At 57.1% G+C, this 26,610-nt stretch carries 22 protein-coding genes; 16 read left to right on the forward strand and 6 right to left on the reverse strand.

The genetic code is table 11. The annotated features are described in order from the left end of the window. The first annotated feature begins 7 nt into the window (after positions 1 to 7). From Q8R39_00995 to Q8R39_01010, 4 genes are all read left to right on the forward strand, one after another. Entirely contained in the window at positions 8 to 613 is a 606-nt protein-coding gene (locus Q8R39_00995; GenBank protein MDP3734986.1) for a hypothetical protein, read from the forward strand. Beyond that, positions 585 to 4,331, forward strand: a complete 3,747-nt coding sequence (locus Q8R39_01000; GenBank protein ID MDP3734987.1) for a hypothetical protein — start codon at positions 585 to 587, stop codon at positions 4,329 to 4,331. The genes Q8R39_00995 and Q8R39_01000 overlap by 29 nt, the downstream gene beginning before the upstream one ends. Before the next feature lie 246 nt (positions 4,332 to 4,577). Then, on the forward strand, positions 4,578 to 5,267 hold the full coding sequence (locus Q8R39_01005) for a hypothetical protein (protein MDP3734988.1): 690 nt from the start codon (positions 4,578 to 4,580) through the stop codon (positions 5,265 to 5,267). Between the two features lie 81 nt (positions 5,268 to 5,348). Next, positions 5,349 to 6,638, forward strand: coding sequence for a cysteine desulfurase family protein (locus Q8R39_01010; GenBank protein ID MDP3734989.1), 1,290 nt, complete (start codon positions 5,349 to 5,351; stop codon positions 6,636 to 6,638). Positions 6,639 to 6,681: 43 nt separating this feature from the next. Here Q8R39_01010 and Q8R39_01015 read toward each other — a convergent pair whose 3' ends face one another. From Q8R39_01015 to Q8R39_01025, 3 genes are all read right to left on the reverse strand, one after another. After that, the gene (locus tag Q8R39_01015) at positions 6,682 to 8,382 is read right to left on the reverse strand and encodes an AAA family ATPase (protein ID MDP3734990.1); all 1,701 of its coding nucleotides are present in this window, start codon (positions 8,380 to 8,382) and stop codon (positions 6,682 to 6,684) included. 143 nt (positions 8,383 to 8,525) lie between these two features. Continuing rightward, positions 8,526 to 9,017 (reverse strand): cysteine peptidase family C39 domain-containing protein, encoded by a 492-nt coding sequence (locus tag Q8R39_01020; protein ID MDP3734991.1) that lies wholly within the window; start codon positions 9,015 to 9,017, stop codon positions 8,526 to 8,528. 322 nt (positions 9,018 to 9,339) lie between these two features. Further along, entirely contained in the window at positions 9,340 to 9,903 is a 564-nt protein-coding gene (locus tag Q8R39_01025) for a GNAT family protein (GenBank protein MDP3734992.1), read from the reverse strand. A 454-nt stretch (positions 9,904 to 10,357) separates the two neighbouring features. Between Q8R39_01025 and Q8R39_01030 the strand changes: the two genes are divergently transcribed. The 4 genes from Q8R39_01030 (at position 10,358) to Q8R39_01045 (ending at position 16,784) form a co-directional block, all read left to right on the forward strand. Continuing rightward, on the forward strand, positions 10,358 to 13,489 hold the full coding sequence (locus Q8R39_01030; GenBank protein ID MDP3734993.1) for an ATP-dependent DNA helicase: 3,132 nt from the start codon (positions 10,358 to 10,360) through the stop codon (positions 13,487 to 13,489). 593 nt (positions 13,490 to 14,082) lie between these two features. After that, positions 14,083 to 14,565, forward strand: a complete 483-nt coding sequence (locus Q8R39_01035) for a hypothetical protein (GenBank protein ID MDP3734994.1) — start codon at positions 14,083 to 14,085, stop codon at positions 14,563 to 14,565. A gap of 170 nt (positions 14,566 to 14,735) precedes the next feature. Further along, positions 14,736 to 15,806, forward strand: a complete 1,071-nt coding sequence (locus Q8R39_01040) for a hypothetical protein (protein ID MDP3734995.1) — start codon at positions 14,736 to 14,738, stop codon at positions 15,804 to 15,806. Positions 15,807 to 16,040: 234 nt separating this feature from the next. Next, positions 16,041 to 16,784, forward strand: a complete 744-nt coding sequence (locus tag Q8R39_01045) for a heme-binding protein (GenBank protein ID MDP3734996.1) — start codon at positions 16,041 to 16,043, stop codon at positions 16,782 to 16,784. A 155-nt stretch (positions 16,785 to 16,939) separates the two neighbouring features. On the opposite strand, the gene Q8R39_01050 is transcribed toward Q8R39_01045, so the two are convergent. Beyond that, positions 16,940 to 17,173 carry a hypothetical protein gene (locus tag Q8R39_01050; protein ID MDP3734997.1) on the reverse strand — a complete coding sequence of 78 codons (234 nt, stop codon included), beginning with the start codon at positions 17,171 to 17,173 and terminating at the stop codon, positions 16,940 to 16,942. Between the two features lie 17 nt (positions 17,174 to 17,190). On the opposite strand from Q8R39_01050, the gene Q8R39_01055 reads away from it, so the two are divergent. Continuing rightward, complete coding sequence (locus Q8R39_01055; GenBank protein ID MDP3734998.1) at positions 17,191 to 17,502, forward strand: hypothetical protein; 312 nt, start codon at positions 17,191 to 17,193, stop codon at positions 17,500 to 17,502. A gap of 31 nt (positions 17,503 to 17,533) precedes the next feature. After that, the gene (locus tag Q8R39_01060; protein MDP3734999.1) at positions 17,534 to 18,463 is read left to right on the forward strand and encodes a hypothetical protein; all 930 of its coding nucleotides are present in this window, start codon (positions 17,534 to 17,536) and stop codon (positions 18,461 to 18,463) included. A gap of 385 nt (positions 18,464 to 18,848) precedes the next feature. Here Q8R39_01060 and Q8R39_01065 read toward each other — a convergent pair whose 3' ends face one another. After that, a complete protein-coding gene (locus Q8R39_01065) occupies positions 18,849 to 19,130 on the reverse strand; it encodes a GIY-YIG nuclease family protein (protein MDP3735000.1) in 282 nt (93 codons plus the stop codon). 94 nt (positions 19,131 to 19,224) lie between these two features. Here Q8R39_01065 and Q8R39_01070 point away from each other — a divergent pair, with 94 nt between their 5' ends. The 6 genes from Q8R39_01070 to Q8R39_01095 all read left to right on the forward strand — a co-directional run bounded on the left by Q8R39_01070 (position 19,225) and on the right by Q8R39_01095 (position 25,597). Further along, entirely contained in the window at positions 19,225 to 19,689 is a 465-nt protein-coding gene (locus Q8R39_01070) for a hypothetical protein (GenBank protein MDP3735001.1), read from the forward strand. Continuing rightward, a complete protein-coding gene (locus tag Q8R39_01075; protein ID MDP3735002.1) occupies positions 19,683 to 20,129 on the forward strand; it encodes a signal peptidase I in 447 nt (148 codons plus the stop codon). Before Q8R39_01070 ends, Q8R39_01075 begins: the two co-directional genes overlap by 7 nt. 14 nt (positions 20,130 to 20,143) lie before the next feature. Beyond that, positions 20,144 to 22,585 carry a DNRLRE domain-containing protein gene (locus Q8R39_01080; GenBank protein MDP3735003.1) on the forward strand — a complete coding sequence of 814 codons (2,442 nt, stop codon included), beginning with the start codon at positions 20,144 to 20,146 and terminating at the stop codon, positions 22,583 to 22,585. Between the two features lie 26 nt (positions 22,586 to 22,611). After that, positions 22,612 to 23,400 (forward strand): SdrD B-like domain-containing protein, encoded by a 789-nt coding sequence (locus Q8R39_01085; protein MDP3735004.1) that lies wholly within the window; start codon positions 22,612 to 22,614, stop codon positions 23,398 to 23,400. 290 nt (positions 23,401 to 23,690) lie between these two features. Further along, the gene (locus Q8R39_01090) at positions 23,691 to 24,053 is read left to right on the forward strand and encodes a hypothetical protein (protein MDP3735005.1); all 363 of its coding nucleotides are present in this window, start codon (positions 23,691 to 23,693) and stop codon (positions 24,051 to 24,053) included. Positions 24,054 to 24,172: 119 nt separating this feature from the next. After that, on the forward strand, positions 24,173 to 25,597 hold the full coding sequence (locus Q8R39_01095) for a UvrB/UvrC motif-containing protein (protein ID MDP3735006.1): 1,425 nt from the start codon (positions 24,173 to 24,175) through the stop codon (positions 25,595 to 25,597). A gap of 79 nt (positions 25,598 to 25,676) precedes the next feature. On the opposite strand, the gene Q8R39_01100 is transcribed toward Q8R39_01095, so the two are convergent. Beyond that, the gene (locus tag Q8R39_01100) at positions 25,677 to 26,357 is read right to left on the reverse strand and encodes a hypothetical protein (protein ID MDP3735007.1); all 681 of its coding nucleotides are present in this window, start codon (positions 26,355 to 26,357) and stop codon (positions 25,677 to 25,679) included. Positions 26,358 to 26,610: the final 253 nt, after the last annotated feature.

Below are 26,610 nucleotides of genomic sequence, written 5' to 3' on the forward strand. Positions count from 1 at the left end.
AATGCCAATGCAAAATACAAAATTGTCTCTGACGATTCTCGGTATTTTTGGATTGGCGTTCGTGTCAGATGTTGCCGATGCGAAAAGTGTATCCGTTCAAAACATAATCTCGGTTTTTTCTTCAAGCGGCGGGAATGTGGCACGGGAGGGCGAGATCGTGGAGGGAAAAGCGGAGAGCGAGGTCTTTGTCGAGACACGGGTCAACGGCGCGGTTGTCGAGAGCTACGATTCGAGAAAAGTCGTTGAGGAGAGTGCGGTGGTAGCAGACCTACACACGCAGCAGTTTAACGATTCGTTCGAGAGTGAGGATGGCTCGGTAGAGACGCATGTGTCGCTAGAAAATAGTGTTGGATATCCGAAAAGTGCGGGGCATCGGATGTCCCGCAGTACCGTGGAACAGCCGATGTCCACTGTTTCGAGCTCGACGAATGCCACCGCGACGGCAGAAGCGCAGATTGCCGCAACGAGAACCGCGGCAGCCACATCGTCCGCAGCAACCACCTCGCTCTTTGCCGCCGGAGCGAGTAATGAGGAATCAGCGGCGCAGAGGTCATTATTCAAAAGAGCGTTCAAGTTTATAGCGTATGTCTTTTCTTTCAAGTGGATTTTTTAATACGGCGTTCGTGCGGCGCGTGCTCGCGGGCGTGATGGTTGTCGCTCTCCTTATGGTGAGCGCGGTACCGCTCTCAGTGATTGCCGAGGACGGAGGCGGGGATGTTGTCGCGACCGAGGCCACTCTAGGTGAGAGAGGGACTGACGGGACAGATGGCACCGACGGCGCGGACGGTCGCGATCGCGGCGAGCGTGGGACGCGAGATGGTAGCGATGGAGAAGACGGCGGCACGGGCGAGGGCGGCGAGGATGGGAGCGGGGATGAGAGTGGCACGGAAGGCACATCCCCTGGAGACGGGACGAGCGGCGAGGATGGCACGGGTACCGAGGAGACTCCAGACGGCGCGGACGGGACTTCTTCAAGCGACACGGGCAACCAGAGCACGAGCGGCGAAGGGGACACGAGCATCACGACTGGTGCTGCCACGGCCGTGACTGACGTAACGACCAAAGGGAACGTGAATAGCACCGACACAGAGGCTCTAAGCGAGGACGGAAGCGGCAACATTGATGGGAGCGGGAGCGCAAACGGTGGCGGTGGAGGCACCACAGATTCCGGGTCCGAGACCCCACCTGCTGCTGATGATGCTGCTGATGATGCTGATGCGCACACGCGCGACGACCGCCGCGACAGCAAAGTGCTCGATAAACGGCCACGTGACAGTGCGACAACGACATCGCTTGAGACCATCATCGAGTCTGAAAACGATATCACCGTTGCAAACGAGAATGAGACTCTGGCGTCGAGCGGCTTAAACAGCGCGGGTGGAAGCGGCTCGGTCAGCGTCACGACCGGCACGTCAACCGCATTTGCAAATATACTCAACGCGGTGAACGTGAACCTGGTGAACTCAAGCGGCCTCATGCTTTTCTTCAACAGTCTTTTCGGCTCGCTCGGCACGCTTGATCTCCGGACCGCGCTCGGAGGAGATGATGCGCTTATCGGGGGCGGCATTTTTGGCGAGCGAGAACCCTCGATCGGCACGTGCACCTTCAGTGGCTGCGCGGGCGATGTTTCGACGCGGATATACGCCTCGAGCACCGCGCGGATCTTAAACGACATCATCGTACGCTCGATCGCGGGGCAGAATGTGGCAACGACGAGTGGCGAGCTCGCACGCATTGATTCCGGCGATGCGCTCGCCGGAGCGAACGTCGTCAATGTTGCGAACACGAATATCGTCAATTCAAACTATCTCCTGCTTGCCCTCAACGCCTTCGGCGACTGGGCGGGGGACCTCGTATTCCCGAATGGTGATTTTTTCAAACAAATTTTTGGCGGCGGGGCTCGCGGGTCTGGCGACATCGAGGAGGACGAAGAAGGCAGCGAAGCGCACTCACTCGTCGCGAGTACAACGATCGCAAGTACGAACACCGCGGGAGTAGAGAATGAACTCGACGTTGACGCTCGATCGGGCGGGAACGCCGCGACATCGACTCTCGGGAGCGCCGAAATCGAGACCGGCTCCTCGGCCGCGCTGTCTCAGGTGGTGAACCGGCTCAATCAGAACATCATCGGCGGGAATTCGATGCTTGTACTCCTTCAGATACATGGCGACTGGGCGGGTAATCTCTTCAACGTCCCCGAGGGGATTCTCTGGGAGAGGACGCCCGGGGGAGTCGCGATTTGGAATGATCCGAATTATGCGGGAGGAGCGGTGGGAGCGGGTACCAGCGGCTCCAGCGAGGGAGAGGAGGGCAGTCTCGGAGTAATCGAAGACGCTCTCGTGCCGCTCTCGGAGCTCACCGTTTCGCGCGGTGACCGCGAGGCGCGCCGCGCAGCGCGCGACGCCTCGGACGAGGAGCGTCGCGGTACCACGACGACCGAGATTCTTCACCAAAACGTCGCGGAAATCGCCAACAACGTGAAAGTCCTCGCGCTCACCGGAGAGAACCGAGCGCAAAGTGTTGGCGATTCACTCATCACGAGCGGGAACGCGCTTGCCGCGGCGAACATCCTCAACATCGCAAACACGAACGTGATCGGTGCGAACTGGATGCTCGCGCTCGTCAATATCTTCGGCGACTGGAGCGGCAACCTCTCGTTCGGCGAGCCGGACCTCTGGATAGGCACGACTGTTGACGCGCCGCGGAGTCCCCTAGAGGCCGGCGACGAGCTCACGTATCACTTTACGGTCGCAAACCGTGGCGACGCGCGCGCAAGCAACGTGTGGCTCAATGCGCGAGCCACCGGCGATCTCATTGCGTTTGATCGGAGCTTTACCGATTCGCTCGGCGACGCGCATTTCTATCTGGGTACGCTCGCGCCCGGCGATGTGCGGGAGCTCTCGCTCACGGGGCATCTCGATACGCCGCTTCCGTTCGGGAGGCACACGATTGACCATACGTTCGCGATCGCAAGCTACGAGCCGGAGACGAACCGCGCCGACAACACGGAGACACTCTCGCTCTTTGCATTTGGCGGCGAGGCGCCGGCGACGGGTAGCAGTACCGGCAGCGGCGAGAGCGGCAGCGGCGCGGGTTCCGGTTCCGGGGAGAGTGGAAGTGGTGCGGGCAGTGGCGGTTCGGACGTTAGTGCAGGCGGGGGCTCGTCAGACGAGAGTGCAGGCGGCGGTTCAGGCAGTGGCGGTAGTGACGGTGGTATTGGCACAGGCGATACAAACTCCGGCGGGAATACTGGCAGCACAGGGGGCAGCAGCGGCGGCAGTCAAAGCGGCAGCGGGGGCGCCTCTTCAGGTGGTTCTGGAGGAGGGGGTGGCGGCATTTACTATACGCCGCCAGCGGACTTAGAGATAGAAAAGCGCAACGGCGCGACCTCACCGGTTCCCGCCGGAAGCTCGGTGGACTACACCGTAGTGATTCAGAATGACGGCCTCGGCGAGGCGTACCACGCCGTGCTGGTCGATGTTCTGAAAGACAAAGACGGCACGGTGATTCACGAGGAGAGTTGGTCACTTGAGACGATTTATCCAAGCGAGGAGGTGACGGTGAAGTATACGATCGAGTTCAGCCTGAATACCGCTCCCGGAACCTACACGAACAGCGCCTACGTGAAGGCCTACGACGGCCATCCCTCGCTTGATCCATTTTACGGTTCTGCCGCGGATTCTCCGACGGTGACAAGCACGGTTGAGATCAGCAGCGCTTCGGTTTCGTCTGGCTCCTCTGGTACGGGAGGTGGAGGCGCGAACACGACGACGACAAATACAACAAACACGAATTCGACGGGCACAACACCGCCACCCGCGGCACCCGTGCCGCTATCCCAGAACGAGACCGCGAGCTCGACTAGCGCGACCACAAGCAGCACGCCCACCACCACTCCGCGAGCGACCTCCTTCAGAGCGACGGCTATCGCAGCAGCGCCAGCGCCGACGAATCCCATTGCCGCGGCGCTCTCGCCTTTCTCGCCCGCCTTGCTCGGGGCCACCCTCCCTGCGCCAAGTGGCACTCCGGCGTTTGAAGATTTTGAAGATTCAGGTGCCGCCCGCGCGGCGGTGCGAGAGAGCGGTATCGCCCGGGAGCGGATTCTTCCTACACTGTCCTCTACGGGCGCGGAACCAGCAAGCGAGACATCGGGAGCACTCACCTCGCGAGACGAGGGGTCGCTTACACCCCTCTCTGGCCTCGCGCACGCGGCAGCGGCATTTCTCGCGAGTCTCCCCATTCCGGCATCCATATTTTTGCCGATATTTCTCTTGGTCCTTGTGCTTGTTGGCATGCTGCTCTTCACTCGTCCTTCTGGCGCCCGGGCATAGGCCCATGGCTCGTCATGGCGCACGGCGTATTAGACCTCTTGCATAACCCGCTCCTGCTGCGATTTTTGATTTTTGGCTGCGACTTCGTCGGACTTCGCAAAATGGTTCTCGCCGTACAACAAGTACGCCGTCGAACCATTTTGCTTGTCTTCCTCGTCTCGCTCAAAAATCAAAAATCTCGCCACGAAACGGGTTATGTAAGAGGTCTATTGACAGCGCGTTTTGTATTGCTACACTATGGTTATTATGGCAGACGAAAGGGACAAGCGGAATTTTGAAAGACGAGAGGGCGCAGTGCGGCCGCCGTTTGAGAGTGGGCCGCGAAACATCTCCTACCAACCATCATCGAATCAGTCTATGCCCATGGAACCAAAAAATAATCCGACGACAAAAGTAATCGTTATTTTCGTGCTAGGATTTGTGGCAGGTTTTGCCGTCTCGCAAACTTTCCTTACCGAGCCACCGGGCGGCAGCGCGACGAACGATCGTACCCGCGAGCTAACTTCAGGAGTTGACAAGAGTCCGCTCGAGAGCGACACGCGTGGCTTGCCGGCGCCGGACGGCGTCGCCACAGAAGAGAATGATACAGTAGAGCCGAGCGGCGAGATCGTCTCTGGTCCGAGCGCGATCACGATTGAGAGTCAGCCAGCAGGTGAAACGGTCGCAATCAAGCGATTGGTGCTCGGCGAGCGGGGTTGGGTCGTGATCCACGAAGACGAGCGGGGGAGACCGGGACGGATTCTCGGTGCGGGCCGCTTTCTGGCTGGCGTACACGCAGATGTACCCGTCGAGCTCTTGCGGAGCACGGAATCCGGCGGCGTTTACTATGGCATGATTCACACTGACGATGGTGATGATTTGTTCGACGCAAAGCTGGACGCGCATCTCCCCGACGAGACCGGCAGTCCGATCATGGTGCGGTTCAGCGCGTTGTAAGGAGCGTGTATTTTGTAGCGTGTATTTTGTATTGCGAAAATGCGAGATACAACATACACCATACAGATGTAAACCCCCGAGATGACTCGGGATTTTTTTATGAAAAATCACCGGAATAAAAACTCACGCCGCGCATCGTTCGTATACCTTGACTACGCGGCCACGACGCCAGTTGACACAGAGGTCTTAAAAAAGATGGCACCCTATTTTGCGGCACGGTTCGCAAACCCCGCGTCACTCCACGCGCCCGGACGCGAGGCGAAAGTTGCGCTCGAGCAGGCGCGCAGCTCGCTTGCGCTGATCCTCGGCGCCGAACCGCACGAGATTGTGTTTACGAGCTCTGCCACCGAGAGCAACAATCTTGCGCTGAAGGGGGTCGCCCGTGCGTACCGCGAGCACGGCAAGCACATCGTCGTCTCGGCGATTGAGCATGCATGCGTGCTCGAAGCTGCCCGCGCGCTTGAGCGTGAAGGGTTTGCGCTCACCGTTGTACCTGTGGACCGGAGCGGGCGCGTGAGCGCGGAAGCAGTTGCTGCTGTGGTTCGCTCCGATACTATTCTCGTCTCAGTGATGCACGCGAACAACGAAATCGGCACCATGCAGCCGATTAAAGAGATAGCGAGACTGGTGCAAAAGGAGAGAGCGAGGCGAGAGCCAGCTGCACTGGATAGACAGTCACGAACGACGAGGGATCGGTCACTCGTAACTCGTAACTGGCTTACGCCGCCGTTTTTTCATTCTGACGCGGTGCAGACTTTCGGACGGTTACCGGTTCGCGTGCGCGAGCTCGGTGTTGATCTTCTCACCTGCTCCTCGCACAAAATTTACGGGCCAAAAGGCGCGGCACTCCTCTATGTGCGGGGTGGTATTAAGATCGAGCCGCTCCTCCACGGAGGGGGACACGAAGACGGTAGGCGCTCGTCAACAGTAAATGTTCCCGCTATCGTTGGCTTTGCCGAGGCGGCCGCTATCGCCGAGCGCGCACGGGAGCGGGAGAGTCGTCGAGTTCTCGAGCTCTCGAACCGGCTCATCCAGCTGATGCGGCAGGTAGTTCCCGATGTGGTGTTCAACGGCGAGATGGAGATGCGCGTGCCGCATATCCTCAACGCGCGGATCCCTGGAGTCTCTGGCGAAGCGCTCCTCTTTGCGCTCGAGGAACGCGGGTTTGCAGTCTCCGTCGCTTCAGGATGCAGTGCACTGAAGCTCACGCCCTCGCACGTGCTCCTCGCGTGCGGCCTTTCAAAGGAGCAGACATTTGAGTCCATCCGCATCTCGCTCGGTCGGGGAACGCGCGCGAGTGACATTCAAAAGTTTGTAAAAGCGTTTGCGGCGTCGGTGGAGAAGGCGCGAGCACTGAGCAGTAGGCAGTAGGCAGCAAGCGTACGACACGGTGCTTGTCGCTTGATGCGTGCTGCTACAAAAACAGCCGTGCAACCCGTAACTCCTCGTACGAATACTTTTCCTCGAGCGCCTCGCGAGCAGGTGCGAGCCGCATACCATCTGATTGAGACAGCACTGCGGTCATCGCGGCAAGATCGAGGGCAGGCGGCGCGAGGTGCGTGATATCCGGCAGTACGTCTCCTGTCTTCATGCGCTCGAGATGGGCGAGAATGGTCGAGACGGCAAGGCCGCGCTCTGTGGCGATCCTTTTGATCGAAAATTTTTTCTCGAGCAGTCTGCGCGTTTCAACGAGTGTGGACCCCGGGCTCTGCGTTTTGCGTCCATGCCCGCCATGCGTGTGCCGCAGGTCTGCGCGGGCGCGGACATCTCCCGTGTCTCGCGCAGTGCGTTTCTTTCCGCCGAGCACGTCAACGAGAATTCGCTCTTGCTCCGCGCGTTTACTTTCTTCGCTATATTCCGCAATCGCTCGACGAGCCTCATCGGAGAGTGAGCGAAGCGTCGTGTCGTAGGTGAGCACGTCGGGGGCGATCATGAGCGCGACTTCGTTGAGACCCATGAGCTTCAGACCGGAGAGCGAACGCACGCGCGAGAGCGCAACATAGCCCATGCCCGGCGTGAACGCCCGAGAGAGGTCAATCTCGGCGCTGTCCAGCGTCATGCCTTGGCTCTTGTGTACCGTGATCGCCCACGCAAGTCGCAGGGGAATTTGCTCGAGCTTTGCCAAGACGCGGCCGTCTTCCTCGAGTCGCCATTCTTCTTCGAGGACGAGTATGCTCCGTCCATCGCTTGTGCGCACGAGCGGCAGCGCTGTTTTTTGCTCAAAGCTCTCGACGCGGCCGAGCGTGCCGTTCACATAGCCCGCCTCGGGATTATTTTTTACAAACATCACCGCGGCGCCGCGCTTGAGCTCAAGCTCCTCCGGAGCAAGGCAGCCTGCCTTGAGGCTTTCGACGAGCCGCTTGCGGCCCGCTGTGCTCATGGTGTAGCGCTCGCTTTTTCCCTCGATTTTCGCGAGCTCGTGGGCATTCAGAGCGTCAACGTCTACATTATGCGTGTAGAGTTTCGTCGGTACCGCGCCAGTGTGCGGCTCTCGCCTGTAGCGTGTGCGGAGCGGTACTTTGGTGTGCTCGCCTGCTGTGCCGCTCCGAATATCGTTCAAGACAGAAAGGAGCGGGTCATTGCCCTGGCGATGCTGCTCGGTCAAATAGCAAACGAGGAAGTTGCCCCTCTGCCACGCTTCTCCCGAAAAGACATAGCGCGCCGGTGCAGAGTCACGCGTCACCGGCGGCAGTTGGAAGAAGTCGCCACAGAGCACGGTCTGGAGGCCCCCGAATGGAAGTGCTGTCCGGCGCACATGACGAGAGAGGCGGTCAACGAGATCGAGCTGGTGCGCATGGAGCATCGAGATCTCATCTATGATCAAGACGCGCGCATCGCGGATTCGTGGCCCCGCCCTGCTGCGCTCAGCGATGCGCTCGAGCTCGTCTTCGGCGAGCACATCGCTGACGCCGATGCCGGACCAACTATGAATAGTCATCCCGCCGAGATGCGTTGCGGCGATGCCGGTCGAGGCGCTGACGCCAAGTGCGACGTCGTGCTCCTTGAGATAGGAGATGTAGGCATTGAGCACATACGTCTTGCCGCTCCCGGCCGCGCCGGTGAGGAAGACATTGTGTCCCAACTTCAGAATGTCGAGTGCCTCGCTCTGTCGCATAACGCCCATCCTATCGCGCTGCTTACGGAGCGGCAAATGCCCGTCATTCTATTGAAGTCCATTGAAGCCTCCTAATTTTTCGTCATTATGTAACTACTCAGGTACAGTCGTCGTTGTGTGCAACACCGAGTGTTCAATAGTGTTCAGCATTTTTGTTTACGCGGGGACTGTGATACGACTGCCATCCACCGCAGCGAGATGTCTGAGAGCGTGCGGGGGTAGTAGATGTTGTCGTAGTCGAACCAGAGACGCATGAACGTGTGCTTCGGCAGACGGCGCACGCTGCTCACTTCAGGGTCTGCGATGTAGATGTGCTCGGCGGTGGCGCGGTCGAGCACACTGAAGTGCCCGCGATGCCCTTCGAGCATCCATGCAAGGATGATGAGCCGCCGCTCGGTGTTCAGCCGTCGGAGGTCTTGCCAGGAGGCGCGTTTTCGCGTCTTCACCGAGAGCCCGAGGCGGCGGAGCGTGCGGAGGAGCTCATCGTTCGTGAGCCCGCCGCGCTCCCGTGCGCGCGTGAGGCGGTCAATATATGAGAGTGAATAAGGCAGGCCGAAGTAATCGGCCGCCATTTTGATGCAGATGGGGCCGCAGCTCCTGGCGTGGGGCGGGTTGAGGGGGAGGACCTTGGGCATCGCAGCACCATTGTGCTCGAGAGTGCCGAGAGCGGCAAGACTTGACAGGAGGCAGGCCACTTGGGGAACAGGTCTGTCAAACGCCGGAGGGTTCGGTTTGGGCGTGCCCCAAAATCCCAAACACGCACGTCGTGTTTGGAGATTGAATTTTGAGTATTGTGATTTGTTTGGAGACGGGTTTTTTGGAGCTTGGGGTTTTCTCACGGCGGGGGACATCCGATGTCCCGCAGTTGATGTTCCGCATTCGATTCCTGACAGTTTTTTGCCCCGGAAGCGGTAAACTTCCGGGGCGTTAGGGGCATGTGCAAGTGGTGGAGAAACGCTATGCGCCCGATCTGTAGATTTCGTGGAATCGCTCCGCGGTGAGGCGCATTTCGAACTCGTCAACGTAGTTCGTGCCGTCCCATGACCACTCGGGGCGACGGCCGTACTCTTCAAATCCGAACTTAGAAAAAAGCTTCCGGCCATGTACGTTCGTCTCGAAGACGTAGCAGTAGAGAAAACGCAGACGGAGATGCCTAAAGGCAAAGCGCGAGAGCGACCGGAGCGCCTCCTGCGCGATGCCCTTACCTCGCTCGCTGGGTGCGATGATTAAGCGGCTTACCTTTGCGCGGTGGTGGTAGCCGGCATCAATGCTGGTGAGCATGACCGAGCCGACATGGGTGTGGTCACTTTCCCGCACGATGGTATAGATCATCGTGTGTAGATCGTCTGCCGAGCGGTGGAGGAATTGGAGTTCCTCGACCACACTATTGTGACTGTGCACCGGATCAAGAAAACGCCGCGTCTCGGGCGGCTTGGTCAGTGCGAGATAGTGGTCAAAGTCTGTTTTTTCGCTATAGCGGTAGAGCGCTATCGTTCCTTCGCCTGGGAGGCGATCTTGCATATTGTAGTGCATCGCGAAACTCCTTGTGTGTGAGAGTGAGACATTGGTCCTCTGTCGGGGATCTTCAGTCCGTCGAAAGTAAAGCACGCAATATTCTCGAGCGCAAGGGTTCGTTGAGTAAGTGCTCACACCCCCTCACAAGGCATCGTAACAGAGCCGTCTTTGCGAGGAGCGGAGCGATCCCACGCTATGCTCTGGACAGGCTCCGCAATCCAGAGCGAGTAACGTAAAACCCCTGGATTGCTTCGCTCCTTTCAGTCGCTCGCAAAGACGAGTGTGAGCACTTACTTCGTTTGCAGGAAATTTATGCCATTTCGTCACCAATTTAGAGCGATCGCATAAAATTGGTGACGATGAGAAACGGAAAGCGTGCAAAGCGTGCAGTGGCCCTCGGCGCCGTACCTGTCTCTGATTTGCAAATGCAAATTTTATTCGTGCCTGCTACTATCGGTCTATGGGAGAGCCACGCACATCGGCAGTGTTTGAAAAGTTCTACCGTGCCCTCAATCCGGAGCAGCGTAGGGCGGTGGAAGCGATTGAGGGCCCGGTGATGGTGGTCGCCGGTCCGGGGACAGGGAAGACCCATCTGCTCACGATGCGCATCGCGAACATCCTCCGCCTCACAGACACGCCGCCCGAGAGCATCCTTGCGCTCACCTTTACCGACTCCGCCGCGCACGCAATGCGCGAGCGGCTCCTTGAGATCATCGGCACGGCCGCGTACCGTGTCCACATCTCGACTTTCCACGGCTTTTGCAACGATGTTATCCGCCGCTTCCCAGGCGAGTTCGCGCGCATCGTCGGCAGCACGCCCGCGAGCGAGGCGGACCAGCTGCGGATCATGGAGAATGTTATCGCGGATGAGACCCTCACTCTCGAGCATCTTCGGCCCTACGGCAACCCTTTTTACTACGTCCGCGCGGCTCTCAGCGCCATCCACGAGCTGAAGCGTGACAGCGTGAGGCCTGAGGAGGCGCGCGCAGCGCTCGAACGCGAGGAGCGCACCCTTGCCGAGTCGCCCGATCGTCTCTACGAGAGCGGCCGGTACCAAGGGCTTGTACGTGCGTCTTTCCGCGCTCGGGAGAAACAGCTTGCGCGGCACCGTGAGCTGCTCTTGCTCTATGAGGGATACGAGCGTTCGCTTCGCGCCGAAGCGCGCTTCGATTACGAAGATATGGTGATGGAGGCCGCTCGCGCACTCGAGCGAAGCGAGGACCTCCTGCTTGAGCTTGAGGAGCGCTACCTCTACATCCTCGCCGACGAGCATCAAGACGCGAACCTCGCCCAGGAGAAGCTCCTCACCTTGCTCTCAAGCTTCCATGAGCGGCCGAACCTCTTTGTCGTCGGTGATGATAAGCAGGCGATCTTCCGCTTCCAGGGGGCTTCAGCGGCAAACTTCGCCTCCTTTAGTGAGCGCTACCCCGACGCGCTTGTGATTGATCTTCGCGAGAATTACCGCTCACGGCAGCGCATTCTTGACGCGGCGGCGAGCGCAATCATGCACTCGCCGGAGAGCGTTTTGCGCCCTCGCGCGGCGCTTCGCGCCGCGCGAGGCGAGGGGGAGCCGGTCAAGGTTGCCGTACTTGCAAGCCCCGCACATGAGGCGCTCTTTGTCGCGCAGGAGGTACGGAGGCTCCTTACTGCGCTCGTCGCTCCCGAGGAGATTGCCGTTATCTATCGCGACAACCGTGACGCGGAGGCGTTTGTCTCGCTCTTTGAGAGGCTCGGCATACCCTACACGAGGTACTCGGATCAAAATGCGCTCACTGATCCGCTGCTGCGCCAGCTCGTGATGCTCCTCCGCGCCGTGAGTACGCCGCAGAGCGACGAGTATCTTTCGCGCTCACTCTTTCTCGAGTTTTTAGGGATTGATCATCTCGAGGTCTACGCGCTCTTTGAGCGCTACGAGGCGCTGCGCCGGACGCGGCGCGAGGCCTCTCTCAGACGCTCCGACGAGCGGCTGATCCACCTCCTGCGCCGGACGCCGGGCGCAGCGCCGCTCGAGCCGATCTCGACCGACGGCGCACCGCGCAGTCTCACTTCCTTCGCCCAGCTCCTCAATTCTTGGGCATCATTTGCGAAGAGCCGCGGCCTGCTCGAGACGCTCGAGCTCATCGTGCGCGAGTCTGGCTTTCTTGTCTCACTCCTCGGCTCTCCTGAGGGCTATGAGCGCATCCGGAAGCTCGAGGGCCTTATAACCGAGCTTGCGCGCGCGGTGCCCGGGCACCGCGGTTACGGCCTCTCTGAGGCGCTCCGGCATCTCGACATACTCGAGCGCTACGGCGTTTCGCTCCGGAGCGGCGGCGAAGCGAAAGGCCCTCCGGGGGTCGTGCTCCTCACCGCACACAAGGCAAAGGGGCTTGAATTCTCGCACGTATTTATCGTGCGCGCCGCAGAGGGACATTGGGGAGGGAGGCGGGTCGTCGAACATTTTCCGCCGATGAGAGCTGTGGCCGCGGAGCGCGGCGCGAGAGCGGCGAGCGAGAGTAGCGCGGAGAACGAGCTCTGCGATGAGCGGCGGCTCTTTTACGTCGCCCTCACGAGAGCGCGCGAGAGCGTTACCATTACGCACGCGAGAGCGGGTGATGATGGTCGAGCGCGCCTCCCGTCGCGTTTTCTCGAGGAGATTGACCCGGCACATCTCAGGCGCGTAGACACGGCGCTCCTTGAGGAGTCGCTTGAGCGGGAGCGGCGAGGGCTTTTTGGCGCGCGAGAGCTCTCGGGCCGTCTTCCGGCGCTCTCGGATAGGGCATTTCTCCGCGAGCGGTTTCGCACGCAGGGGCTCTCGGTGACGGCGATCAACAACTATCTCGCCTGCCCGTGGCGCTACTTTTTCGAGAATTTGATCCGTGTGCCGAGAGCGCCGAATCGTCATCAGCTCTACGGCATCGCGGTTCACAGCGCGCTGCGGGAGATGTTTGACGCGCTCGGGCGGGAGACAAAAATGAGCGAGAAGGAATTCCTCGCGAGCTTCGAGCGCGCGCTGGCGCGGACTCCGCTCTCGGAGGGGGACTTTGCGGTCTCGAAAGAGAAGGGGAGACGCGCGCTCTCGGGGTACTACCGCGCGTACGAGGCTGTGATGACAGCGCCGCTTCGCACCGAGATGCGCATCGGGGGCGTCGCTTTTGAGGGCGCCCAGTCTGATGAAAAAGATGACGCGCCGCCTCGGGTTATGCTCGTCGGCGTTCTCGACAAGGTAGAGCTTTTCGAGTCCGGATCAAACCGTCTCCTCGTCACGGACTACAAGACCGGAAGGCCCCGGAGCCGCAACGACATCGAAGGGAAGACGAAGACCTCGCAAGGCGAGTACAAACGCCAGCTTGTCTTCTATAAACTTCTGCTTGACCGCTTTGAGGAGGGGCGCTTTAAGATGCACGCCGGAGAGATTGATTTCGTCGAACCGGACGCTCGGGGCCGCTACCATCGCGAGCGGTTTGAAATAAGCGGCGAGGACGTCATGGCTCTTGCGGCGGAAATTGAGCGTGTCGTCCGCGACATCTGGTCGCTTTCGTTCTGGGAGCGGCGCTGCGAGGAGCGTGGATGTGAATACTGCGCGCTCCGTGAGCTGATGGGAGGAGCTCTCTGAGAGACGCCTCCGACGGTATCAGCTCACCGGGCTGAGTAACGGCTCAACGACCGTGTCGATTTTGAGATATTTTGTGATGATATCAAAAAACGAGTAGACAAGCTGCTCTTTAAATATACTTCCTTTGTGATGGCTCAGGTAACCGCTCACACCTACCACAAGACTGTCTAACAGGGCCGTCATTGCGAGGAGCGAAACGGAGTGGAGCGATCCCACGCTATGCTCTGGACAGGCTCCGCAATCCAGAATTACGGCTCAGCAACTGGATTGTTTCCTGCCTACCGGCAGGCAGGCGCTCCGCTCGCAATGACGGGTGTGAGTGATTACGGCTAGAGGTAAGTGCTCACACCCGTCTTTGCGAGCGACTGAAAGGAGCGAAGCAATCCAGGGGTTTTACGTTACTCGCTCTGGATTGCGGAGCCTGTCCAGAGCATAGCGTGGGATCGCTCCGCTCCTCGCAAAGACGGCTCTGTTACGAGGCCTTGCGAGGGGTGTGAGTGATTACGGCTAGAGAGGTAGACATCAAATAAAAATAGTGGTATATATAAACAGGATAAGCGTCGGATAACTCTCTTACAAGAGGAGGAGCAAGGATGGAACAGCAGAATAGTCGTACAGGGTTTCCGTTTTCATGGTGGGGTGTTATCTGTGGCACAGCGATGGTGGGGATATTTTTTGATTTGCATAAGTATGTCACCGGGCCGCCATACAAGGCGTTGATCGCCCCGCTCCTCGGGACGCTCGTGCCACGCGATCCGTTGGTCACGATCGCCTGGCTCGTCATTATCACGCTGCCTCTCTCTTGGTTTTGGGTACGTGCACTGATGCGGCGGAACTATGAAAACGCATTCTGTTGTACATACTCGTTTGCGGTCACGCTGGTGCCGTGGACGTGGGGACTTTTGAGCATTCCGGTGAACTTTCTTCTGCCGAGCTCCGCTGGCATAGTGGTCAGCATCCTAGACGCCGTATTGCTCACCGTGTGGTTCGTGGTGATTTCAGTTGTCACGGTTGTATCCTCTACGATAATTGAGCGGGTTCGTGTGCGGCTGGGGCATGACGGCTTACCTCAATAGTCGTGCATTGCCACCTTTTTCCAACAGGTATATATGTGCCGCGCCGAGCAACCTCAGCGCGGTATTTTTGTGCAAGCGGGAGAAGGTTGCGGAAAAAATAATTCCTGGTATATTCCGATAAGTCTCGGGAAGCTCCTTGATACTCTCTCCCTCCAAAGAAAGGGACGTTTATGGCGGCAGATTTTCTCATGGCGTTGTCGCCCACGTTTTGCAAAAAAACAAGGAAAACCGCTCCAAGAAAAATACTCATCGTAGCGCACCTGACAGATCACTATGAGCTCCCAGAAGGCGGGGCTGACAGAGTCGTGGCATCGCTCATGGAAGAAGGGTATGCGCACCCGCTGCCGTTAAACAGGTCAGCGGTTTATGAAGATCGGGATCATTATCGGACTGCATATCGCTATCTCAATGCCGATTCGGAGCTCCGAAGCCACATGGATGCCATGCTCTCCCAAGGGAAGGCTCTGGGAGATTATCTGGGTATCCGATCCCTGCTCTATGATCACCCAGAAATTCAAACGTGGCAGGATGTGCAGGAGAAACTTTTTGCCCTGCCGGTGTCTCCTGCTCCACCACCAGCTCTGGCTCCGCCCGCCACAGAAGTTTCGGCGGATAAGATTCTCGCAGAGATTTTCCCTCCGCCGACGAAACTGGATGGCAAACTGGAGGGCATCAGAGCTTCGGTTGAACGCTTCCGTGAAAGTCTCGAGGGGTGGATGCATACCCTGCAGACGGAAGCGAGAGAAACACAGGAGCAGATGCGTCACCTGGCACGGGAAAATGCTCTCCTGCGCGCACGGCTTATGGAGTACGCACAGTCCGGAGACAACGCGCGCGCGGCGGCCGACATCATAGAGAACGCGGTCTCTGATCTGACGAATTTCTTCTCGATTGCCAGTTGTGGCCTTCCTGGCCATACCAGTATATCGGCTAGTAAAGGCGGCTGGGCCGGAGAGTTTGCCCTCTCCTATGGCGAGGATTTTCAGGATCGATTCTTCGGGGGCTATCTCGCGGTACACGAGAGAACGCAGGTCGTAAAAGCGCTCAACAACTTTGCTGCGGAAGGACGCTTCTATCCCGGCCTCAACACGAAGAAGTTTGTGCGGCGACTGCCCGGAGTACCGATGGGAATTCGCGGGTATCACTATTCGCGTGCAGCGGATGACATACGCTTTACGTGGAAGCAAATCAGTGGCGTGATTTACGTCTTTAACGTCCACAAAAAAAATGAACTTGATTGAGGGACACAACAGCGCCTCGCCGCTATGCGGCGAGGCGCGTACCAATTACGGACGAAGCCATGATCGCTTGGCTTTTTCTCTATCATGCTCCCCCTTTACGCATTTTTTGACAAATAATACCGGTTTGTATATAGTCTGGAGGTGGGCAGCTAATGTATTCGATCAGGAAATCCGAAAAAGGAGGATTCCGTGGACCGTTTTTTAAGTTTCCCAATAGTGGTTCTTTTGATACTGATGCCGTTCTCTTCTGTTTGGGCAGAGGGGGACGCACGCCTTCCGACGCACGCAGAGCTCGTCGGGGCGCTCGTCGAGGCATGCAAAAAAGGAGTCAACAATGGCGCAATTTTCTCACCAGCCCAGATGTGGGCTGCGATAGTGGATCGCTCTGGTCAGGTTGTCGCCGTCGCAAAGACGCCCGGCGCAGATCCCTGGCCCGGCAGTCGGCCGATTGCGATGCAGAAGGCAAACACGGCCAATGCGTTCAGCAATCGAAACCTGGCTCTCTCCACGGCCAATCTGTACAGCGCGGTGCAACCTGGCGGCAGCCTCTACGGGCTGCAACATAGCAACCCAGTCAATGTCGCTATCGCGTATGGAGGGAAGGCAGATAAATACGGCACTACCCAGGATCCTGCGGTGGGGAAGCGTGTTGGTGGCATCAATGTCTTTGGTGGAGGATTACCTCTCTACCATCAAAGGACTGGTGAGGTATTGGGCGCAATCGGGGTCAGCGGCGATTCTTCGTGTGCTGACCACGTCATTGCGTGGCGCGTCCGTCATACTCTCGGCTTCCGCATGCTTCCGGGCGGTGTCAACAAGACATCGTACGGAGGAGCATCGGCGCCACAGGCCGGTGATGACAACATCATCTATGCAGAGAGTGGCTTTCGCCACCCTGCCTGCGGTTTTAAGGAAACGAGCGTAAACGATCTGCCTTCAGTACAGAACCTTACCAAGCCCGTTGCGAGCAAGAAGTAACTATCGTTTGCTGCCCACCATGTTTGAGACGGCCGCTACACTACCTGTAGCGGCCGTATTCTGTGTCGCACTACTGGATCACAGGCAAAAGCACTGGCAAGGAGGCGGGCGGCGTACGTCTTTGCGAGCGGAGCGAAGCAATCCAGGGCGATGACCTACAATTCTCTCGACACGTCTCTCGCTTGGGCGCACACTACGGTGTTGTTTGACACCTCCCCGATGCTCTCGTCTACTCCGCTATCCACACCCCGCGCACAGTTTTTCCCCTTGACGCTTGAAGCGCAGAAGCTGATGATGTTGATATAACGCATTGAATCACCGCGCGCGGCTCCTGCATGTATGTAGAGAGTGGGTTGTCCTGTATTAATAACAGCCGTGCCGTCGTTCATTCGTTTCCCATGGACGTATGCTATTCAAGAGCACAACTGCACTGCTTGTTACCCTTGCGACTCTGGTTGCACTGCCGCTTATTTCCGCTCTCGAAGCCCACGTGCTCAACGTCACGGCGCAGATATGGAAATGCGCTCACCGTGCCGGTGAAAAGACAGGAATCCGAACTCGCGTTCTCGCAGGAGGGACGCGAGTTGTCGTTTTCAGTTGCGCGCTCGGGCTCTTTCCTCTGGTGGTATATAAAAAAACTCCAGCCGTTTTGACGCGGCTGGAGTTTTTTTATGTGCGCTCTGGCTTCGGTGCCTTAGGGTCGAACATTATTCGTTAATAACGTAAAAAAGAAAAGTCGCTATAAAAATATGAAGAAATTACTTTTTCGCGCGGCAGTCGGCATTGGCACGCTCGGCGTCATTGTCGGCGGCGCAGCGGCATTCAGCGCGTTTGAGGCGCACATCATCAACGTGACGGCGAGGATTGAGAATGCCTTGAGTGTGAATGAAGGTCCGATTGAGTTCGGCACCGTGTTCCCGCAGGAACTTCTTGTCCACGACTTGCACGTAGTGATGTCTGACTCTTTCGACGGGGAAAATCGAGTTGATGACATTAACTATGTGATCAAGCAAAAGCCGAAGGTGAAACGCTGCATTGAAACTCGAGGTGACCTCGACCCTGTGACCACGATCCTGCGTTGCCGGCAAGAGCTCGATGCGACGCGCAAGCCAATTGACCCGAACGACGCGCCGGAGCCAGGCGATCCGCACGCAATGATTCATCCCACAGGCCACGATGCGGGCATTGTTGCCTGGAAGTATTGCGAGGAAAACTTACCACTAGACGCGCCGTATGGTGCGAGCGTAGATCCAACTCACGAGTATTGGAGATATTGCTATTTGCCACTCGCAAATTATCTCTCCAAGCACGAAAGGACCGTCGATGGTACGCCAGATAACGATCCGAAACCGAATGTTCCCGCTTTCCACCAGGCGTATACATGGGATACAGGCAGCCCTGAGCTCGATCCTGCCTACATCGCCAAGGGCCGATTGGCTAAAAGCCAGAACGACAAAGCTGATCTGTGGAACATTGATTTGCGAGTTCCGTGTTTTGTTAATCAGTGCGACCAGGATGCGGACAATCCACTCAACGATGACACCGACGAGTTCCCCGGTTTCTATGTTCCATTCGAATTCAGACTCCCGAGTCACCTTGAACACAAGGTCTTTGGAACTGATCTGTGGGTAGAAGTGACCGAGATCAGTCGGTCAGCGGTAGCGGGGGGGGGGTCATAATACTCGCCCGATAGGCGTTAAGTAACCGCTCACGCCTATCACCACACTGCTTAACAGAGCCGTCATTGCGAGGAGCGGAACGGAGGGAGCGATCCCACGCTATGCTCTGCTCTGGACAGGCTCCGCAATCCAGAATTATGCGCAAAAACTGGATTGCTTCGCTCCGCTCGCAATGACGAGCGTGAGCGCTTACGCCGTTAATCCTTCACGAATCCGGCCTCTCTTTTTTGAGGGGCTGGGAGGTGAGGGATTGAGAGGAAATGTCTGTGAATGACGAAATTGCCGACGGAGACAGCCGAGTCGTACATTCGAAGCACGAAATACGAAACTAAACTTTGGCAAATTTCGTCATTGCGAGCGAAGCGAAGCAATCCAGGGGAATGTTCTACAATTCGTTCGACAAGTCTCGCCACGTCGGATTCATCGCCTCGACAAGCGCAAGCTTCTTCTTCCGAGAACCACCTTTGATCTGTTTCTCACGGGATATGGCAGCATACATTGTCTCATGCACTTCGTAATATACGAGAGTATGTACATGGTATTTTTTTGTAAATCCGTCCACTGCTTCCGACCGATGTTCCTGCAACCGTCTTTGCAGATGCGATGTTACCCCAGTGTACAACGTGCCGTTTCGTCGGCTCGCAAGGATGTACACACATGGGATCATTCCTGACATACGGTGATTATATACTAAACCCTGGATTGCTTCGCTCCGCTCGCAAAGACGCACGCCACCAGCTTACTTACCAATGCTTTTGCGTATGATCCAAAACAACCCGGTTATAGAAGAAACGACTGCACTCCGCTCGGGCAGGAGGGGATTAAAGCTGGGCAAGATTGTTCTCGCGGTCGCGGTGGTGATCGTACTGATGCTCGTCGTGATCCAATACCTGAACGCCGCAAAGTACGCGGCGTTGGTGCAGGTGACCGAGGAAGACACAATCGGCGTCAATCCCACCGGGGACGCGCTTGACTTCGGGGACTTGCCGCACAATAAATCAGCAGTTCGCACCGTCACCCTCGAGAGCGCTGGCGATACCCCAAGCTACATTATCGTGTGGAAATTCGGCGACGTTTCTGACCTGATCAAAGTGGATAAAAATTATTTTACCCTCGCGCCGCACACCACTGAGAAAGTTGAATTTTCCCTGTACGTTCCCAATTCCGCCGCGTACCGCTATTACCGAGGCCGCGTCATTATTTTCCAGATTCCGAAACTATGGTGAGGAGACTGCTTATTCGCCTAATCAAGGTCGCCGCCTATGTCGCGTTTGTTGTTGCTGCGATTTACTTTACCCCGAAAATTTTGGCGAAAGTCCTCGACACGCCGTACCCCCTCGCAACGATCACATCGGGCTCCATGTGGCCGGTACTCAAAGTAAACGACTTGATTTTGATGAAGGGTATAGCGGGTAGTGAGGCGAGCGTGGGAGAGATCATTGTCTATCGCAATCCGAGAGGGTTTACGATCCACCGGCTGGTAGAGAGGGAGGAGGGGAAACTGATCACCCGAGGAGATGCGAATGATACGGATGATCAGCCGATTCTCGAGAGCGACGTGATAGGCCGGATTGTCTCAATTGGCACATGGCCGGTACGCATTCCGCATTTTGGCATAATTGCTCGTAAACTCGGCCCGAAAATTCAAAAATTTTCAGACATGTAAGCAGTGTTTAAAAAATGAGCGCTTCGTATACGACAAAAATATTTTCAGTGGACGGCATTGTGCGGTCGCCGGAGATCGGCTGTGCGCATACCCTTGATCTTCGGCCCGGCGCGGCCGAGCGGCGCATGCTCGCGGTTTCAACACAGCGGGCACTCTCTGCCTCGGGGGATACGCGCGGTAGCATATTCGACACGGGCCGGGTATTTTCAAGAATGTCTCAGCTCACGGCTGTGGTACTCGTAGCGATGCTCGTCGGGGCGCCCACGATATCAGCGTACGAAGCGCATATCGCGAATGTTACGGCAACGTTCGTTCAGATTGATCCGCCGGTATTGACCCCGCCGGGACCCGACGCCCTGTGGAATGAGACGAGCGGCGGCAGCGATCTTCGCGGTAGTGTGGAGGTAGACATGACGGATGCGGATCCGGACGCGCACTATATTTTCTTCACTTCAGCCTCCGGCAGCGATCCCTCGAGCGTTCTCGATCCGGCATGCGGCGAGCCGTCCGTTCCGGGAGAGAGCGGTGGCGGGGCGATCGAGACCGAAATGGTCGAGCTCTCCTTGACGAGTACGACGGTCATCAAAGCAATCGCCTGCGACGGTGACACAGCAAGCGCGCACCGAAGCGTGACGAATACCAAAATTTATTATTTTGCCGATGTGGACGATCCGGTTGCAGATTCGTATTCTCCGATCGCGGATGCGTATGTGCAAGAAAGTGACGCAGGTGGTAATCATGGAACCGAAAATACACTTTTTATAGCATCGCGTCATAGCGCGAGAGACAGAAGAATCTACATTCGATTCGATTTCCATTTTCCGGCGAGCACCATAATCAATGCTTCCTCCCTGAAGTTATTTATGAGTAGCGCTCCGAGCGCCGCGAGGAGCTATGAGGCACGGCACGTGACGGGCGCGTGGACGGAGAGCGGCATCACCTGGAATAATCAACCCTGCGGCACCGGCCTCGCGAGCTGTGCGACCCTCACCGATGCGACCACCAGCCCTGCGATGAGCAATGTCACTCTCGCGTGGGATGTTACACCAGACGTTCTCGATTTCGTCTCCGGAGCGTCCGCTAATAACGGCTGGGAGCTCAACGATTCAGCTGAAGGAGCAGAGGGTGGCGGGTTTATCGCTCTGTTTCGCTCGCGTGAGACCACCGGTGTGAGTGAACCGAATCGTCCGTACCTCGAGGTTCATTTCACCCCGCCGCAAGCCGCAACGGACCACCTCGTCATTAATGAAGTGTACCCGAATATCGGCAACGGCAAAGGAACCGAGGTAAGCAACGAATGGGTGGAAATTTATAATCCCACCAGTGCGTCAGTAGACATCTCCGGCTGGCAGCTCTGTGACAGCGGCTTTGCCTGTGACACCATTGCCGCAAGCACGCCGGTCATTCCATCCCACGGTTTTGCGCTCATCGCGAATGCGACGACGACATGGTCGTCATTCTGGACAGGAACTCCGGAGGCAGCAGCGGCAGTGCAAATCGGCTTGGGCACGGCGATCGGCAGCAATGGTCTCAGCGACGCCGGCGACAGGGTTATATTGCGCGATGGCACCGGGGCGCACGCCCTTGTTGATGCGATGAGTTACGGCACCGACGTCACCTATATGAGCTTGTCTGCTCCGAGGCCCGGTATTTCACTCTCGCGGATTGTAAAGGGGTACGATACCGACGCCGCTGATGATTGGGTGTTGAATAATACGCCAAACCCCGGGACGAATCCCTCAGAGGACGGCACTGAAGTGATGCGATTTACCAGCGATGGCGTCGAAATTGGGGCAACCGAGGCGGACCTGCCGCCGATCCCGGATTCTTCAAGCCGAGAGAGCGCGTCGGACGATGGGCCCCTCGAGGAGGAAGTGACAGATGAAGGCGCTGCGGCTAGTTCAGCAGGCGCTTCCGCAGTGCCGGCGAGCGAGAGCGAAGGCGAGATTACACCCGATACCACCGAGATCTTGATTGAAACGGCGAGTGGTACTGCGACGAGTGGAGAGAGCGGCGCAATGAGCGAAGCAACCGTCACTGATTCTTCTTCTCCCGTTCAAGTGGATACCGAAGCTGCGGATACTGATGCTGCTTCCCTGTCGAATGATTCTCCCGCAGCAGAGGCGACAGGTGAGGTGGGCGATGCGGGCGCGGTCTCGCAAGACATTCCCCCGGTCCCGGCGGATGCCACCGCCGACACGACTGATGATGCACCCCTCGACAACACGGCTCCAGCCGGTTCTGCCGACTCTGACGAAGCCCCGAGCGAGGGTGGCCCACCGACCCCGTCCGATGCTACCCAAGATCAGGCAATTCTCCCAAAGCCAGATGAGCAATTAGAGACGATACAGCCTACAGATGAGCCACCAGATGGCAGCGCGCCGCCCCCGCCGCCCGAGACTGATTCAGCGAGTACTCCGTCCGAGCCTCTAGGAGATGCGAGTGCGAATGAATAATGCTCAACGCCCACAAAATTTTGCTCATGAAATTTTTATTACACAAGTCGATTGTGAGAAAAGTGTCGCTCGTGGCACTGACCGCGATTGTGGTATTGATCGGCAGCGTGCTGCAAACGCAGGTGTTGCGGGTGAGGGCGGCAGTTGATGTACTTTTAGTGAGCGACACCGCGATTCCTTTTGGCACCGTGTTCCCCGGCGAAATGTTGAGTAAAACATATACGGTGCAATTGGACACGTCGGTGAGTCATGATGCATACACGACAACTTTGACGCCGGTCGCCGGCCAGCTCGACTTATGCCCCCTCCTTCAAGTGACGAGTGTTGACGTGCCGGCAGAGGCAGATACGTTGGGGTCCGCCACCTTAAGCCGACCGGGCGACAGTGCGGATAATTGGCAAGTGCAGCTCATGGTGCCGGGGATTCAAGGACACATCTCTCAAAATCATGAGGGTGAGATTGTGATCAGCGGCGGTGATTATGGCTGTCGTATCACGATCAGCACCGGAGAAGGGGGAGAAATTACTGGAATGAAGTTCAACGATCTTAATCGCAATCGGAGGAAAGATTTAAATGAGCCGGGCCTCCCGGGTTGGACGATTCGTTTGGATGAGTTGAACGGCGGCCTCGCGACAACGACGGTAACCGCCTCGGACGGCACCTATTCATTTGTCAATTTGCCCGATGGAACCTATAGTGTTCGAGAGGTGGCCCAGATAGGATGGAGACGGACCACAAGAAATCCGAGGCCGATTGTGATCGAAGAAGGCAACACAGTGAGAAATGTAGACTTCGGCAATATTGAGAGGCGGTGACGGGCGCCGGAAGGTGCAGCGCTTGATGACGAGCGGGATAAAATAGTTGAGACAGGGAAGTGTATGCGCAGTAACTGGTCTCAGCAAAGTAGTCTACCTTGCATGGTATAGTAACAGTATTACTCATAATTAGGACTTACGCGTTTGGATGCAGTTCGAGGCGGAATCGAGCAACGGAGCGAGGCGTACTCGAAGCTACGACGAGCGAGTAGCGGAGATTCCAACGAAGAAATGCGCCAAACGCGTAAGTCCTAATAATAATAGAATTCCCGACGGGGAAACCGGGATATATGAAGTATTTATTTTTTCTGCTTGCAGGTGCATTTTTCTTACCTGCGACAGTAGTAGCAGCAGACGTCGTCGTTACGAACAACAACGAGGCGACGATACGGACGAGCATAAGCGCATTTGCGAGCACCGGAGGCAATAGCGGGGGCAGTGTGACGACGGGCGACGCCTCAGCCGAAGTACGCGTCTTTACCCGCGCTAACGATGGCGATGTGGAATGCGACGTTGCTATCACTGAAACAGGTGGCGCTTCCGCCTCTGTGGAGGTTACCACCGACAGCACAGGATGTTCGTCAACATCGGCGTCAGGGCCGTTTGGCTCGTCTTTCTTTGCGCGTCTCAGAAGCGGGCCTAAAGCGCGTTAAATGTAGCATTTTTGTAGACAACCCCCGCTTTCGAGTAGGAAACGGGGGTTAGTTGTGTTGGGCAACCTACATATGATTTGTCAAACCTTAAGTTTTTGCGTACAGTGAAGTATCTTTGCATGAAAAGTCAAGAGGTTACACAGCTCAAGCTCCCCGATACGCCCGGGGTGTATTTTTTCGTCAAAGGTATCGGGACGGGACGGGAAGTGCTCTACATCGGCAAAGCGACCTCGCTTGCGGACAGGGTGAAAAGCTATTTTAGCGCGGACGTACTTGCCGCGCGCGGAGAGCACATCGCGCGGATGGTTGCGGAGGCGGACACGATTGAATGGGAGCAGACGGATTCCGTGCTTGAGGCGCTGCTCCGGGAAGCCGCACTTATCAAAAAATATCAGCCGCACGGGAACGTAATCGGCAAGGACGACAAGAGTTTTAATCATGTCGTCATTACGGATGAGCCGTTCCCACGTATCTTGACGCTTCGCGGCAAAGACCTTGCGGAGGTCCTCGCGGGAAGGATGGCACACAAGCTCACGCGCCGTGACATTAAGTGGACATTCGGCCCATTCACCTCGGGTAGCTCGCTGAAAGAGGCTCTGAAGCTCGTGCGCAAAATTTTCCCTTTCCGCGACCAGTGCGTGCCATGCGAGGAGCACACCGATCGCCGAAGTCAAAAAGGAAAGCTACTCTCTCGCGCGCCTCGTCAGCCGACCGTCCCCAGTTACCCTCTACCAGTTACTGATCCCTCGTGCACTCCCTGCTTCAACGTCCAAATCGGCCTCTGCCCGGGGGTGTGCTCCGGCGTGATTAACCGGAAAGACTACAATCGAATCGTGCAGCACATCAAGCTATTTTTTGACGGCAAGAAAAAGACACTCCTCGGCGAGCTTGAGCGCGACATGAAAGTATTCGCGCGGCAGCAGGAGTTTGAAAAGGCCGCGGAGGTGCGGCGCGAGCTTCACGCGCTGCGGCACATCCAGGACATCGCTCTGCTCAAGCGCACGACAGAGGCGGACACTGTGCGGACTGAACATGGGCAGGGCGCGGAACCGGCTGTTCGCCGCGCGTACCGGATCGAAGCCTACGATGTGGCGCACCTTGGCGGGGAAGAAACGGTGGGGGTGATGGTGGCGATTGTGAATGGAGAGCGAGAGACGACAGAGTATCGGCAATTCCGTGTCCGCGGCAATACGCGCGGGAGCGACATCGACGCGCTCCGCGAAGTGCTGGAGCGTCGGTTCGCGCACGATGAGTGGCCGCTGCCGCAGCTCATCGTCGTTGATGGCGGCGAGGCGCAGATCGGCACTGCGGAGCGGGCGCTTCGAGCGCACTTTGGCCCGGACGTGCCGCCGATCCCTCTCATCGGCGTGGTGAAAGACGCGCGCCACAGGCCGCGGGAGATCCGCGGGTTGAAAAATACTCCGGCGCAAACGACGCGCGCACTGATAGCGAAGCATGAGCGAGCGATTCTCCTCGCAAACAGCGAGGCGCATCGGTTTGCCATCAACTTTCACCGCAAACGTCGCAGAAAAAATATTGTATAAAACAACAGCGGCTTCCCATACATATGGGAAGCCGTGATTTGTTTGACGTTCGAGGAAGAGAAGGCGTATGGCTTTCTAGTTACCTCCCCATGGCTCGCCACAACCTCTCAAGCAATGATGGGGAGGGAAGTCGTATCAGCATTGCTTCAGAAGTAGGGATTGACTCGTATTCGTCGTGTATCTGGTCTTGTCGTTCTCTGGAGGAGCGGATGACGCGCCAGTCGTACTCGTGTCTCCTTTGCTGTGTTGCGATGTACCTGCTCATCTGAGTAAAAAACAAGACTTCAAGAGACCCAATGAAAATCGCCCGAATCATGCTCCATCGGTCTTCAATAGAAATCGAATTTAGGAGGTGGATCAGAAACCCAACAACTATGAGCGTCAAGACGGCATAGGTGAGTTGTGCGGCAAACGCAAGTAGACCTCCTCGTGCTCCCCGTCGGTTGAATCTATGCCATTTAAGGCGTCGGTCGGGGTCGCGGGATTCCCAAAATACCGCGATATACCCGCCGATGCGAAGCGCCTGGCTCAAGTTGTTTGCGTAAACCAAGCTTGAGGCGAACAGTACAACATCCAGGAAAATCGCAAGTGCGGCAGGACTGATGTGCGGCGGTTCCACTTTTCCCATGTACCATGACAGGGCTCCAAGAACCAATAAGCTGGTAACATACAGAATGAATCTTCCGTGAGCGAGCGCTTCCCTCAATTCGTCGCGAAGGGTAATGAACTCTTCAAACCTGTTCGAGTCAATTTGACGCATGGAATTTCCCCTTTCGAATCTCGGTAGAGATAGGTAGGTGGTGGTCCATAAAAACCACCACCTGTTTGCCTTACTTATCGTAATCTCCTCGCATAAACCGGAGCTGAAATCTGAGGCCCAGCATAAGGGCCGCACCATAAAGACTATACCTCCATGTGCCAGCGGGGTCATTCGGAACAAAAACGAGAAGGCGTACCATATCCGCCAAAAAGAGCACCGCTGCCACGGTTAGCCCATGCAGAAATATTCGATC

This window comes from bacterium, assembly GCA_030697645.1.
Taxonomy (GTDB): domain Bacteria; phylum Patescibacteriota; class Minisyncoccia; order Phycocordibacterales; family VMGT01; genus JAUYPI01.